Annotated in this window: 9 protein-coding genes; 4 read left to right on the top strand and 5 right to left on the bottom strand. The window is 64.4% G+C overall.

Annotated elements, in window-relative coordinates:
• Window positions 1–217: 217 nt before the first annotated feature.
• The 5 genes from OHA42_RS18935 to OHA42_RS18915 form a co-directional block, all read right to left on the bottom strand.
• Entirely contained in the window at window positions 218–1,387 is a 1,170-nt protein-coding gene (locus OHA42_RS18935; protein WP_406238845.1) for a cytochrome P450, read from the bottom strand.
• Between the two features lie 63 nt (window positions 1,388–1,450).
• Window positions 1,451–1,867, bottom strand: a complete 417-nt coding sequence (locus OHA42_RS18930; protein WP_406239461.1) for a hypothetical protein — start codon at window positions 1,865–1,867, stop codon at window positions 1,451–1,453.
• Window positions 1,868–2,055: 188 nt separating this feature from the next.
• A complete protein-coding gene (locus OHA42_RS18925) occupies window positions 2,056–5,088 on the bottom strand; it encodes an alpha-mannosidase (protein ID WP_406238844.1) in 3,033 nt (1,010 codons plus the stop codon).
• Window positions 5,089–5,186: 98 nt separating this feature from the next.
• Window positions 5,187–7,247: a serine/threonine-protein kinase gene (locus tag OHA42_RS18920; RefSeq protein WP_406238842.1), complete on the bottom strand. Its 2,061-nt coding sequence runs from the start codon at window positions 7,245–7,247 to the stop codon at window positions 5,187–5,189.
• Window positions 7,248–7,607: 360 nt separating this feature from the next.
• The gene (locus OHA42_RS18915) at window positions 7,608–8,246 is read right to left on the bottom strand and encodes a TetR/AcrR family transcriptional regulator (RefSeq protein WP_406238840.1); all 639 of its coding nucleotides are present in this window, start codon (window positions 8,244–8,246) and stop codon (window positions 7,608–7,610) included.
• A gap of 137 nt (window positions 8,247–8,383) precedes the next feature.
• Here OHA42_RS18915 and OHA42_RS18910 point away from each other — a divergent pair, with 137 nt between their 5' ends.
• The 4 genes from OHA42_RS18910 (at window position 8,384) to OHA42_RS18895 (ending at window position 12,988) form a co-directional block, all read left to right on the top strand.
• The gene (locus OHA42_RS18910; RefSeq protein ID WP_406238838.1) at window positions 8,384–9,496 is read left to right on the top strand and encodes an amidohydrolase family protein; all 1,113 of its coding nucleotides are present in this window, start codon (window positions 8,384–8,386) and stop codon (window positions 9,494–9,496) included.
• The gene (locus OHA42_RS18905; protein ID WP_406238837.1) at window positions 9,493–9,990 is read left to right on the top strand and encodes a nuclear transport factor 2 family protein; all 498 of its coding nucleotides are present in this window, start codon (window positions 9,493–9,495) and stop codon (window positions 9,988–9,990) included. The genes OHA42_RS18910 and OHA42_RS18905 overlap by 4 nt, the downstream gene beginning before the upstream one ends.
• The gene (locus tag OHA42_RS18900; protein WP_406238835.1) at window positions 9,987–11,468 is read left to right on the top strand and encodes an amidase; all 1,482 of its coding nucleotides are present in this window, start codon (window positions 9,987–9,989) and stop codon (window positions 11,466–11,468) included. Before OHA42_RS18905 ends, OHA42_RS18900 begins: the two co-directional genes overlap by 4 nt.
• A 182-nt stretch (window positions 11,469–11,650) precedes the next feature.
• Window positions 11,651–12,988: a cytochrome P450 gene (locus tag OHA42_RS18895; RefSeq protein ID WP_406238833.1), complete on the top strand. Its 1,338-nt coding sequence runs from the start codon at window positions 11,651–11,653 to the stop codon at window positions 12,986–12,988.
• Window positions 12,989–13,001 lie beyond the last annotated feature (13 nt).

Here is a 13,001-nt window from a genome sequence, read left to right as displayed (position 1 = left end):
GATCATTAACCGTTCGCCCACTGCTGCTCGGTGATGTCGTGAAACAACACGACATCACCGTATCGTCTACACCTGCGGAGCAACGCCCGAAAGTCCGGGACTGCACTCCCCTCGAGGACCGAGTGATGCGATTCTTTGGAGGCGCAGAGCGAGCGGTCAGCTCTGTGGATCAACCGTGGACCACAATCGATCCAGGCTCGGACAGCGCCGAGGCGAGTCAGCGCTGAGGCAATGGTGGCGATTTCGGAAAGACAACCGGCAGTGCGGTCAATGCTCGATGGAATGGTCCTGGCCGCCAGGCCAATTCACCCGGCGCCACCGCAAGGCGTAGCTCGGGTAGCGCGTCCAGCAGTTGGTCGATTGCGGCCTGAGCGATCAAGTAGGCCATCGAACTCGCGGGGCAGGCGTGCGTCCCTGCGCCCCATGCAAGATGAGATCTGTTACCCGCATGGTGATTTCCGATGATCTGCCGATCGTTGTTGCACGCGGCCATGCTGATGACCACCGGTTGGTGCGCGGGCAACCACACGCCGTCGATCAGAATCGGCTGCCGCGGAAAACTGACGCAGAAATTCGCCAGCGGCGGATCATTGAACAACACCTCGTCGAGCGCGTCCCGGGTCGACAGGCTCCCGCCCAGCACTTCGCCGGCAAACCGCTCGTCGGTGAGAATCAGCAGCAGCGCGTTGACGATCAAATTCTGTTGCGGCTCAATGCCGCCGCCGTACAGGGTGGCCACCTGATGCACCATTTCCGTGTCGTCGAGGCCGCACGGGTGTTCCAACAATCGGGTGGTGATGTCGTCGCCGGGTTCGGCCCGCTTGAGCAGGACCAACCTCTGCATCGCGTCGAGCAGCATCGTATTTCCGCGTTCGGCGTCGACGCCATCGAAGATCGCGGCCATCCCCGTCGCGGCCTGCTCCGCGATCTCGGCCGAACAACCGAGCAGCGCGTTCAGCACTTCGAAGGCAAGCGGAAACGCATACTGCCACACCAGATCCGCCGAACCATCCGTACAGAACGAATTGATCAACGGCAGCGCGATCCGCTCCACGGTGTCGTGCAGCCCGTACTGATCCACCTTGCCGAGCCCCGCAATATTCGCCTGCCGATACCGCGCGTGCTCGAGCCCCGCAGTGCGCAACGCATTCGGCCGCCACTCCAGCATCGGCAACACCGGACATTCGGCGGGCACATTCTCCTGCCAGGCACGCGAATCGGCCGGAAAATGGTCGGGATCATTGAGGATTCGGACGGCAGTGTAATATCCGATCACCAACGTGGCAGGCACCCCCGGCGCCAAATCCACCGGCACCAATGCTCCATACCGCTCCCGCATTGCCGCGTAGGCGGAATGCGGATCCGCCGCGAACTCCGGTGCATACATCGAAATCCGCGGCTCGTCGGTGCCGATCGGCGAACTGTATCGAGTGTGGTCGTGCACGCCGCGCTACAGTTGCGCCCTGGCGAAGCCGGCGAGCAGCACGCTGAAGCCGCCGATCTGGCCGATGATCAGGGTGGCCAGGACGAAACGCATCGCGGATGGCGGATTGCGCATTTGATTGTCGGTTTCGCGCGTCAATCCGAGGCGAACGTAGTTCGCGATCGTCACCACGAATAGCACGACGATCGTCCCGGCCGCTGCGGAATTCGCCGCGGTCGGCCAGCCGGACAGTTCGACGAATGCCGCGATCAACGCGGTTGCGAACGAATACAGCAATGCGGCTCGGTGGGCGATGTCGACATACGGATGCGCCAATCCGTCCGGCGAGGTGGTCATCGCCTGCCATTTCCATACGCCGAGTACAAGCGCCCATAGGAAGATGAGCCCGGAAGACAACAGCACCCAAGCCGTGTCCGTGCCTATAACCAATTCCGTTCCCTCATCAATCCATAACGCATCCGGCCTGCCCGCTGCCCAGCGGCAGTGTACCGCCGAACATCAGCGCCCGCACGACAGACAGCAACCAACCAGCCACCGCAATGAAATCACTGCGAGGAAGAGCAGGGGACGTACTTCACGGCAGTCTGGCTCAGCCGCCGAAGGACGGCTGTTCACCCTGCGATGGATCCAGCGGAACGAGCGAACCGGAGCGTGACGAGCTGGAAAGGCCGCAGCCGCAAGCGAACTCCCGCGCCCTCCGGGATCGCGAGGGTGTCTCCCGCTAGCGGCCGCTCCAGCAAATCGCAGACCTGGAACCCGGCGATCCCGAAACCGGCGGCCACCAGCGCCGAGGCGCGGCCGCCATGCGCCTCATAGACGCGGAGCACGACATCGCCGCTACCGTCGTCGGCAAGTTTGATCGCGCTGGTCACCACGGCGTCGTTGTCGATGGTGAACAGCGGCTCGACGGCTTCGGCGACACCCGGCCGCAATGGCGTGAGGTTGACGCGGTAGCCCTCGCACACCGCGTCCCCGATCGAGGCGCCAGGGACCAACGAGTGCCGGAAGTAATGTGCACCGTGGTCGGTCTCCGGATCGGGAAATCGTGGCGCCCGCAACAGCGAAACGCGCAGTGTCGTCGTCGTCCCGCCATCGGCTCGGACCGTGCGTGTGACGTCGTGTCCGTAGGTGGAGTCGTTGACCAGCGCCACACCCCAGCCCGGCTCGGCGAAATGGACGAACCGATGGTTGCAGGCCTCGAACTTCGCATACTCCCAGCTGGTGTTGGTATGGGTAGGCCGGAACAGATGCCCGAACTGGGTCTCGGAGGCGTAGCGGTCGGCGTGGATGTCCAGGGGGAAAGCCAGTTTGAGGAACTTCTCCATCTCGTACCACTCGACGCCGGTGTCGATGTCGAGGCCTCGTGCGCCCGCGCGCAGTGCCAAGGTCTGCTCGACCTTGGAGGACCCGAACGAGCGGCCCACCCGCACCACCGCGGTGGCCGGCGAATCCGTATCTACCGCAACGAAGTCCGCTTCGGTGAGGTTGGTGACCCGGTTTCGGTAGAAGAGCTCGACATCCCAAGCGTCCCATGCGTTCGGGTAATCCGGGTGCAGCTGCAGCAGGTTCGCGGCCGAACCCGGCGGCAGCGTCTCACGCTGCTGCTCGAGGTCGAACACCGACACGACGAGGCCGCGGGCGTCCACTTCGACCCGCAACAGACTGTTGTCGAGGACGAACCCGCCATCCGCGCGCTCGGCCACCGAGCAAGGGTGACCCGCCGCCACCGCAGCCGCCGCACCGGCCGGTACCGATCGCCACGTGTGTGGCGCCGGATTGAAGATATTCGGTCCCACCCGCTCACCGCCGAGCACCCATTGGGCCCGTTCGATGATCGTCGTCAGCTCCTCGGCCACCGCCGCGTACGTCTGCTTCGCCTCGCGGTGTACCCAGGCGATCGACGAGCCCGGCAGGATGTCATGAAACTGGTGCAGCAGCACCGTCTTCCAGATCCGGTCCAGTGCCGTATGGGGGTACTCCCAGTTCTTCCGCACCGCCGCCGTGGCGGCCCACAGCTCGGCTTCCCGCAGCAAGTGCTCGCTGCGCCGGTTACCCTGCTTCGTCTTGGCTTGACTGGTCAGCGTGGCGCGGTGCAACTCCAGGTACAACTCCCCCACCCATACCGGCGGGTTCTGATACTCGGCCTCGGCCTTGGCGAAGAAGTTGGCGGGGGAGTCCCACACCACCTTCGGCGAGCCCTCGAGGTTCTTCATCCTGGCGGCCTTGGCGACCATCTCCCGCGTCGTCCCGCCACCGCCGTCCCCCCAGCCGGTCGGCGCCAGTGACATCGATGCGCGGCCCTTGTCCTTGAAATTCCTTGCGGCGTGCGCGATCTCACGGCCATGCATCGAGCAGTTGTAGGTGTCGACCGGCGGAAAATGGGTGAAGATCCGGGTTCCGTCGATGCCCTCCCACAGGAAGGTGTGGTGTGGAAACTGGTTGAGCTGGCTCCAGGAGATCTTTTGTGTCAGTAACCATTTGGACCCGGCGGCCTTGATGATCTGTGGCAGCCCGGCAGCGAATCCGAACGTGTCGGGCAGCCATACCTCCTGGTTCTCGATACCGAACTCTTCGAGGAAGAACCGCTTGCCGTGCACGAACTGCCGCGCCATCGCTTCGGAGCCCGGCATATTCGTGTCCGACTCGACCCACATGCCGCCGGTCGGCACGAACCGGCCCTCCGACACGGCCTGCTCAACTTTCTCGTAGACCTCGGGACGGTGCCGCTTGATGAAGTCGTATTGCGCGGCTTGGGACATCGCATAGACGAACTCGGGCTCATCGGCCAGCAACGCGGTCATGTTCGCGGTGGTGCGCGCCACCTTGCGTACCGTCTCGCGCAGCGGCCACAGCCACGCCGAGTCGATGTGCGCGTGCCCGACCGCCGAGATCTTGTGCGCGGACGCCACCGCCGGCTCGGCCAGCACGTCGACCAAGCACGCGCGCGCCGCCGCGGCGGTGACGTTCACGCTCTGCAGATCGACGGCGTCGAGCGCGCGCTCGATCGCCCGCACGATGTCGTAGCGGCGGGCGGGATCCTCGGGCATCTCGTGCATCAGCTCGCCGAGCACCTCCAGATCCTGCACCAGCAGCCAGACCTCTTTGTCGAAGACCGCGAGGTCCAGCCGACCCAGCCGGTACTGCGGCTCGTCACCGGCGGTGGACTTGTCGCCGAGCGTGGTCGGCGAGAAGAAGGGAATGATCGGGTTCGAGGCCGCCTCGACATGCAACACCACATGCTCGCCGCCGACCGCCGGGGACGCCACACGCACCCACTGGTTACGCGGGTGCAAACCCTTGACCGGCGATCCGTCCGGCCGATAGACCAGGCCCTCGCACTGGAAACCCGTCATGTTCTGGTCGAAACCGAGATCGATGATCGCTTCGACGGTCTTGCCCGCCCACGCGGCAGGCACCGTCGCCTCGACCGTGAGCCAACTGGTTCCCCACGGTGCGCCCCACCTGGCGCCGGATTCGATAGGCGTCCGGGGTGCGGCGATGCCCTCGGCGACCGGCACCGGCTCATCCGGCGCGACCCAGATGGACGCCTTCAGCGGCACCGACTCCGGGTAGATCGCCGGAGTGATCCGCTCTGCCAAGACCCGCCCGAGGCGATTCTCGACCAATCGACGGTCATCGTGCATAGCGGTGGCTCCCATCGGACCGGGGGCGTGATCGACGAACCGCACCTATTCTCCGACAGTGCGGTGAATTCATGGGTCGCTGGGTCGCGGCTGAATTGCTAGACCACGCGCCCGAGCGCACGCAGGTCGGCATCCAGCTTCCTGAACAACCAATAAACGGCGACGAACGCGAGCCCGGAGGCCGCGCACAACCCCAGAACCGAATCGCGCACGAGCGGAAGCTCCGTCGGTTCGAGGGCGCTGAATCCCGCCAGCACCCCGACCAGCGGCACCGACGCCGTGACCGCGAGATAGACCGTGGTTCTTCGCCGCAGCGCGCGAATAACGGCGAAGTCGTGCGCCGTCGTGCGGCCGTAGCGCAGATGGATGGGATAGACACAGCGGACGATATAGAACGTGGAAAGGAAGAACGTGTAGGCAACGGAGATGGTGCCCGCCACCAGAACGGTGGTCGCCGCATGGACCAGCAGACGCACCGGAAGGTCGGTATACCAATGAACCAACATCACCCCCGTCACGGTTGCGCAAACCGAGGTCAGAAGGGTGTTCAGCGCACACATGTCGCCCCAAAATAGTGTTCGCGACCGCACCCGCGCGAGCATTGCCTCGTCGTAGCGTCTGCCAGCGAGCAAGCCGCGAGGAACCGCGAGCAAATCACGCGACATGTATGCGTAGATGAGGACGGCCAGCGGCAACGCGCAGAGGATGAAAACGATGACGCCCCTGTCGAGCTGCGAGTTGGTGGCATCGGACAGGCGCTCTCTGATCAGTTGCTGAACGTGCACAGCCATGTAGACCGTAGCTAGGCCGACGCCGACCAGCGAAGATAACCACAGGACGGGGGTGGGCCATCGCGAAAGTCGTGCCCGCCAACTGTTCGGCGGCGGATAGACAAGGTCGCGCGCCCGCTCCTCGAGGCACAGGTCGAGCTGTTGAGCCAATTCCGAACCGCACGAGTAGCGGTCTTCACGGTCGGGCGACAGACACTTCAGCAGCACTCGACGCAGCGCCATGGGGCAATCCGGCGGAAGCGCCGACAGGAACTTCGACCCAACGGGTCTGCGCCGCAGTTCGAGCATGCGGGCCAGCGATGTCTCCGACTCACCGGCCGAGGTTTCGTCCGCGAACGGGCGGCGTCCGGTGAGCAACTCCCACAGCATGACAGCCAGCGCGAAGATGTCGCTTCGAGTGTCGAGGTCGGCGGCGGTCACCGGCAAGTCCGGATGGCAGGCTTCGAGCTGTTCGGGCGACATGTACGCCAGTGACCCGCCGAAGTACGCCAGGGGACTCGTGCCCTGGACGCGTTTGCTCGAGCTGACGTTGAAATCGGCCAGCTTCGGAATTCCCTCGGCACTCAGCAACACGTTCGCGGGTTTGATGTCTCGATGCAACACACCGCGTTCGGATGCGTGTTGGAGCGCCTCCGCGAGTCGGCGGCCCAACCAGGCGACAGTCTCCGGCCACGTCAGTGCGGCGGCCCGTGTTCGAACAGCTGATTCGGTGGGCCGAACCTCGCCCTTATCGGCAAGTACCTTGTCGATAGCATCGAGCAGCAGTTGCCCACTGCGGTGTTCCGAAGACGTCGAGCGCAGCAAGCGCACCACGTCGAGCAGCGTTCCCCCCGGTAGGTACTGCATGTAGAGCAACTTCAGCTCGCCATCGGCGATGAGTCGCTGGTCGAAGATGCGCACGATGTATTCGTGGTCCAATTGGGCAAGGGTCTGCGGCTCGATGCCGTGGTTATGGGAAATCTTGACCGCGACCAGTCGCTGCATTGACTGTTGCCGAGCGAGATACACCTGGGCGAAGGCGCCGGACCCGATCCTCATCAGGAGGTCGAAATCGTCGACCTGGTCGCCGACATTGATGGCGTCGAGCACAACTTGGGCGCCTGGACGAGCAATCATCGTGCTGCGGTAGTCGCTCGTGATCTCTGGGAGCTCGGGGCCGGCCGCCGTGGCGGCGATCTCGGCGACCGTGGCAGCCACATCTGCTGCGTGCGAACCGCGGCGCATGGCATGGAATTCCTCGTAGACCAGCTCGGCTGGCAGCCGACCATCTTGCAGCTCTACAAATTCCGCACGGTATTCGCTCAGTCGTTTGGGAAAGTGATAACGAAGCCAGCGGTATTCGAGGTCGATCTTGATCAGTTCGATCAATATCGTACGTCGGTCAGCCGGTTCACGGGGTAGGTACACCGACAGATCGGGCGGGGACCCGGACGCCCATGCCTCGGAAAACGAGGCCACGACAGTGGCAAGCACTGTGCGGGTTCGTTCCGCTGAATCGACCAGATCGATCGGCTCGTACATCGGTAGCTCGGAGATCAGCCCGAGGCGTTCACATGGCGGCTACGGTCGATGCGGCCTGGTTTCGTAGTGGCCCCACATTATTTCCTTTCCGCAGAACTTCCCTGCTCAAGGGTATCCAATTTCATGCCCTCCGGCGGACCGGATGCCTCGAGACGGCTTACCCGCTCCACCAAGGGCCGCAGCGCGAATCCGAACCATAGGGCAAGGTCATGACGTCGCGTGGTTTTCGAGAAGTTGAGCGCACAAGGTCGTGCCTGCCCATCGTTCCCATCGATCCGCCGACCAGCCTCGATCACGGACGAACAGCAGGTAGAGCTCAGGGCTGAGCACCGCGAACAGGACGTCGGCGGCCTGGTCGGCCGTCATGGTGGAAACCGCCCCCGGCTTGTCGAGTAGCGCCCGAGCGGACGCTTCCTGCACCGTGTAGCGCTGATCGAGGCCTTGCCGTCGTAACGCATCGAGTTCGGGCTCGATCGACGCGGCGGCGTGCAGTACGTCGGTGATCAGGGCGACACGGCCGAGTATCGCCGTGGCACCCTCCACGTGCGCCAGCAAGTGCTCCTGGGCGGTTTTCGCGTCCATCGCGCGGGTGAACCATGGGCGATCCATCGTCGCCAACGACTCCTCATCACCCGCGACTGTCACGTCGACCAGCTCTTTGAGCAGATTGCGCTTGTTTCGGAACGTGAAGTAGATCGTTTGCACCGCGACCCCCGCGTGATCGGCGATGTCTTGCAGCGAGGTATTGCCATAACCCCTTTCCACGAACAGTTCACCCGCGGCGGTGCGTATCCGCCGCTGGGTTTCCCGCGACTTCGCCGCCTGCTTGCCCTTGACCTGACTCATAGCCTTACTCTAGCTTTAGAGTTGCACTCTAGTGTTGAACTCTAGCGTTGGACTCCAGATAAGGACTCAGGAGTCGCATTCAGCTGAGGCATCCATCGCCAAAGACAAGCGCTAGCACTACCGAACGGACAGATCGCATGACCAACGACCATGACTACGTGATCGCCGCCGACCTCGTCTTCGACGGGCGACAGGTCCTCGAGCGGCACGCCGTGGTGATCGAGGGCGACCGGATCACCGCCGTCGCCCCAGCCGATCAGCTCATCGGCCGGGGCCGGACCATCGACATTGCGGGCACTCTGCTCCCAGGCTTCATCGACCTGCATGCCCATGTGCTGCTCGACAGGACTCCACCCGACACCGTCCTGCGGCACGGCATCACCACGGTCCGGGATACCGGCGGCCCACTCGTGCGGCCATCCGGCGGTGACGGTCGGCTGCGAGTGCTCGCCGCCGGGTCGATCCTCACCGCACCCGGCGGCTACCCGATCCCGGTGTTCGGCAAGGACGTAGCGCTCGAAGTACCCGACATCGCAACCGCACGGGCCGCGGTCGGTCAGCTCGTCGACGGCGGTGCTGCCTTGATCAAAATCGGGCTGGAACCGGGCGGGTCGGCAGGAGCGCCATGGACCGCGCACGAGACGACGACCCCACCTCCGTGGCCGCTGCTCTCCCGGGAAGTGGTCGCCGCGATAGTCGCCGAAGCTCACGCCAACGGCCTGATCGTGTCGGCCCATCTCAGTGGACCCGTCGGTGCCGAACTCGCGCTCGATGCCGGAGTCGACGAGTGGGCGCATGTGCCGTGCGACCTTCTTCCGGATGCCCTGATCGCCCGCGCGGCAGCCGCCGACGTACGCGTTCTCGGCACCCTGGATACCCAGTCCCGAACCACGGGGGTCTTCCAGAACGCCGTTCGTCTCGTCGAGGCAGGAGTCCGGCTGCTCTACGGCACCGACTTGGCCCATCCCGACGTGCCTTGGGGCATAGACGCTTTCGAGCTGCAGCTGATGCTGCACACCGCACGCGGAGCCCTGACACCCGCAGATGTGCTGTCGGCGGCCACCGCGCGAGCAGGCGAACATCTCGGGCTCGCACCGCTCGGTCAACTCGTCGCAGGCGCGCCTGCCGATCTCATCGCAGTCAACGGCAACGCACTCGAGCGGTTCAAATTGCTCGAGTACCCTGACCTCGTCGTCTCGGGCGGCGTTATCGTCGTCGAGCCGACCGGTTCGACAGCGGCCGCAGCATGAAGCACCAACCTTCGTGGAACCTATTGCTCGCCTCGGCAATCGGCGCACAGGCCGCATCACATGCATACGCTTTCACGTTGCGCACCGTCCTCGCCCACAACGTCGGGCGGCTGATGGCCGGCAACCCCGAGCCACTGCTGCGCGCCTTCGCCGACCACGCCACCCTCGTGCTCGACGGCACCCACTCGTGGTCGGGGCAGCACCGCGGAAAGCCCGCGATCCGCGCCTTTTTCGAACGCTTCCTCGCCGAGCGGATCCGCGGCGAACTACACGAGGTCCTCGTTGCCGGACCACCGTGGCGGACGCTGATGACTGCGCGGTTCACCGATGAGGCCATCGACGCCGAGGGCCGCATTGTCTACCAGAACCACGCAATAATCCTGGCGCACGTCCGTTGGGGAAGAATCGTCTATCAGCGCATATTCGAGGATACCCAGCGTGTCGCACGATTCGACGAATACCTGGCATCTTCGAATTCAGTTGGGGAACAGTGAATTACACCGAATATCGGTCCTTCGACGCGACGGGTCTAGCAGAGCTGGTCGCCCGCCGTGAGGTTTCGCCTACCGAGCTTCTCGACGTAGCAATCGAACGCGCCGAACAGGTCAACGGGCGGATCAACGCGATCGTGCGACCGATGTACGACATCGCGCGCACCCGCAGCCGCGGGGAACTCAGCGGACCGCTGGCGGGGGTGCCGTTCCTCATCAAGGACCTGATGCAGGACTATGCCGGTCTGCCCACCGGGGGTGGCTCGCGGGCACTGCGCAATCAGGTCGCCCCTGACCACAGCGCGGTTGTCGAGCGCTGGCTCGATGCTGGACTGGTGATCTTCGGCAAGACCAATACTCCGGAATTCGGGGCCAAGGGGATCACCAAACCCGAGGTGCACGGACCGACCCGCAACCCGTGGCACCTCGACCACACGCCGGGCGGATCGTCGGGCGGCTCCGCGGCAGCGGTCGCGGCCGGGATCGTGCCGGTCGCCGGGGCGAACGACGGCGGTGGCTCGATCCGGATCCCGGCGGCCTGCTGCGGACTTTTCGGCCTGAAACCGGGCCGCGGCCTGGTGCCCTGCGGCCCACGCCACGCCGAATACCTCCACGGCGCGGCGACCGACGGCGTGGTCTCCCGCACCGTCCGTGACACCGCGCTCATGCTCGACATACTGACTACCCGGCCCGATCCGGGCGGCCCCTACCTCTCCGCACGCCCGAACGAGTCCTATCGCGAGTTGGCGCGGCGGACGCCGACCCGACTACGCGTCGGTTACCCGACACGCTCGCCGATCGACACACCTGTGCACGCGGAGTCCGTCGCAGCCGTCGACCACACCGTCGCATTACTGACCCGACTCGGCCACGACGTCGAACCGGTCGAATTCGAACTCGACGGTCAGCGGATGGCCGCCGACTTCCTCACCATGTGGTACACCGAAATCGCCTCGACCACAGCCGAAGCCGAACACATAACCGGCGCACACGCCACCGAATTCGAACTCGACACCCGCCTACTCGCCGCCGCTGGTCGCGCGCTGAAAGCGCCCGACTACGCAGCCGCCCACCACAGGTGGAACGACTACACGCGAACCTTGGCCGCGTTCCACGAGAACTACGACCTACTCCTCACCCCAACCCTCGGACATCCGCCCATCCGCATCGGCCAACTCGAAACGCCCGCCCTGCTGCGGTTTCTCGGCACGACACTCCTCCGGCTCGGTCTCGCCGGTCCGCTCACCAAATCCACCCCGTGGAAACAGACCGTCCTGGCCAATCTCGCCTCGGTCCCATTCACCCAGCTGGCGAACATCACCGGCCGCCCGGCCATGTCCGTCCCCCTCTATCGCCTCCCCCACGGGCTTCCGCTGGGTGTGCAGTTCATCGGCGGACTGGGCAGCGAGCCCACCCTCCTCGCCCTGGCCACCCAACTCGAATCCGAATCGCCTTGGGCACACCACGAACCGGCACTCTGACGATATGCGCCCTGCCATCAGCCGATGGCGATCGACCGTGTGCACGAGTCCGGCAGTACTAATGGACTGTTAAGGAACCCGTCAGCTGCTGCGCCAGGTGTCATGAGCGACTGAGAATCAGCTGGCCGGCTTTGGATTCACCGAGGCCGTCGTCCGAATCCGAACCTCCTCGGGAGACTTCCATGACTGCCCCCACGATTGCTGCCGCACCAGGTGGACTCCCCGTTCTGGGACACGCGCTCCGGCTGCTCAACGAGCCATTGGAATTCTTCGAATCGTTGCGCGAACACGGTGACATCGTCCGAATCAAGCTCGGACCACAGAGCGCGTATGTGCTCAATTCCGCGGAGTTGGTTCGTGGGGTATTGGTCGCGAGGCACCGTCAGTTCAACAAGGGCGCGGCGATCGAGGGGGGCCGAGATCTGTTGGGCTACGGCCTGATCAGCTCCGAGGGCGATATGCACCGACGGCAGCGGCTGATGATGCAACCTGCATTCCATCGGGAGCGGATCGCGGAGTACTCGGAGATCATGCGTGCGCAGATCGTCGAACGGACCGGCGCCTGGCGTAACGGTCAGACCGTCGACGTCCGCGCGGAGATGAGCGCGCTGACACTCGCGGTAACGGCCAAAACGCTGATCTCCTCCGATGTGGGAAACGATCTGGTCGAGGAAATGCAGCACAGCATGCCGCGCTTGTTCGAGCTGCTGTACCAGCGGCTGGTGACGCCGCTGCCCGCGTTGAACAAGCTACCGTTGCCGCGCAATCGTGAATATTCGGCGATCCTCACGCGATTGCACCCGATGATCGACAAAGTGATCGCCGACTATCGCAGCGTCGACACCCCGCGCAACGACCTGCTCGGCATGCTGATGCAGGCACCGGACGAGTCCGGAAACATGCTGTCGGATCAGGAGATTCACGATCAGGTCGCCTCGATCCTGGTTGCCGGCACCGAAACCACCGCCGCAACACTCGCATTCGTCTTCCACTTGTTGACCGAGCATCCGGATATCGAGGCACGGCTACATGCGGAGGTGGACGAGGTGCTCGGTGGCAGGCCCGCGGAGTATGCGGACGCGAGCCGGCTCACCTACACCGCGCAAGTGATCAGCGAAGCGCTGCGGTATTACCCGCCCGCCTGGATCTTGACTCGGGTTGCCATCGAAGATGTGGATCTGGATGGTCATCTGATCCCGAAGGGTGCTTCGGTGATGTTCAGTCCCTATATCGTGCTGCGCGATCCACGACTGTTCCGGGATCCCGACAAGTTCGATCCGGACCGTTGGGGACGAGAGCGGGTCGCCGAGATCCCGAGGGAGGCGATGGTGCACTTCGGTGCCGGGCCGCGCAAGTGCATCGGCGACGTATTCGCAGTCGTGGAGGCAACGCTCGCGCTTGCGACGATGGCCGCCGGATGGCGGCTGGTGGCAGCGCCAGGAGCAGTGCTCGAGATGGTCGCGGCGACCACCTTGACGCCACGCAATCTGTTCCTGACCCTCGAGAAACGGAGATCCTGACCATGCCGTCGTC

The sequence above is a fragment of the Nocardia sp. NBC_01009 genome (assembly GCF_045208035.1).
Taxonomy (GTDB): Bacteria; Actinomycetota; Actinomycetes; order Mycobacteriales; family Mycobacteriaceae; genus Nocardia.
Note: the sequence above shows the minus strand (reverse complement) of the source record. Positions and strands in the feature narration are given on the sequence as shown.

Bases quoted from the DNA above. Each gene is read 5' to 3' on its own strand.
- OHA42_RS18935 (WP_406238845.1), bottom strand. From the start codon at position 1,387: ATGTATGCACCGGAGTTCGCGGCGGATCCGCATTCCGCCTACGCGGCA.
- OHA42_RS18925 (WP_406238844.1), bottom strand. From the start codon at position 5,088: ATGCACGATGACCGTCGATTGGTCGAGAATCGCCTCGGGCGGGTCTTG.
- OHA42_RS18915 (WP_406238840.1), bottom strand. From the start codon at position 8,246: ATGAGTCAGGTCAAGGGCAAGCAGGCGGCGAAGTCGCGGGAAACCCAG.
- OHA42_RS18910 (WP_406238838.1), top strand. From the start codon at position 8,384: ATGACCAACGACCATGACTACGTGATCGCCGCCGACCTCGTCTTCGAC.
- OHA42_RS18905 (WP_406238837.1), top strand. From the start codon at position 9,493: ATGAAGCACCAACCTTCGTGGAACCTATTGCTCGCCTCGGCAATCGGC.
- OHA42_RS18895 (WP_406238833.1), top strand. From the start codon at position 11,651: ATGACTGCCCCCACGATTGCTGCCGCACCAGGTGGACTCCCCGTTCTG.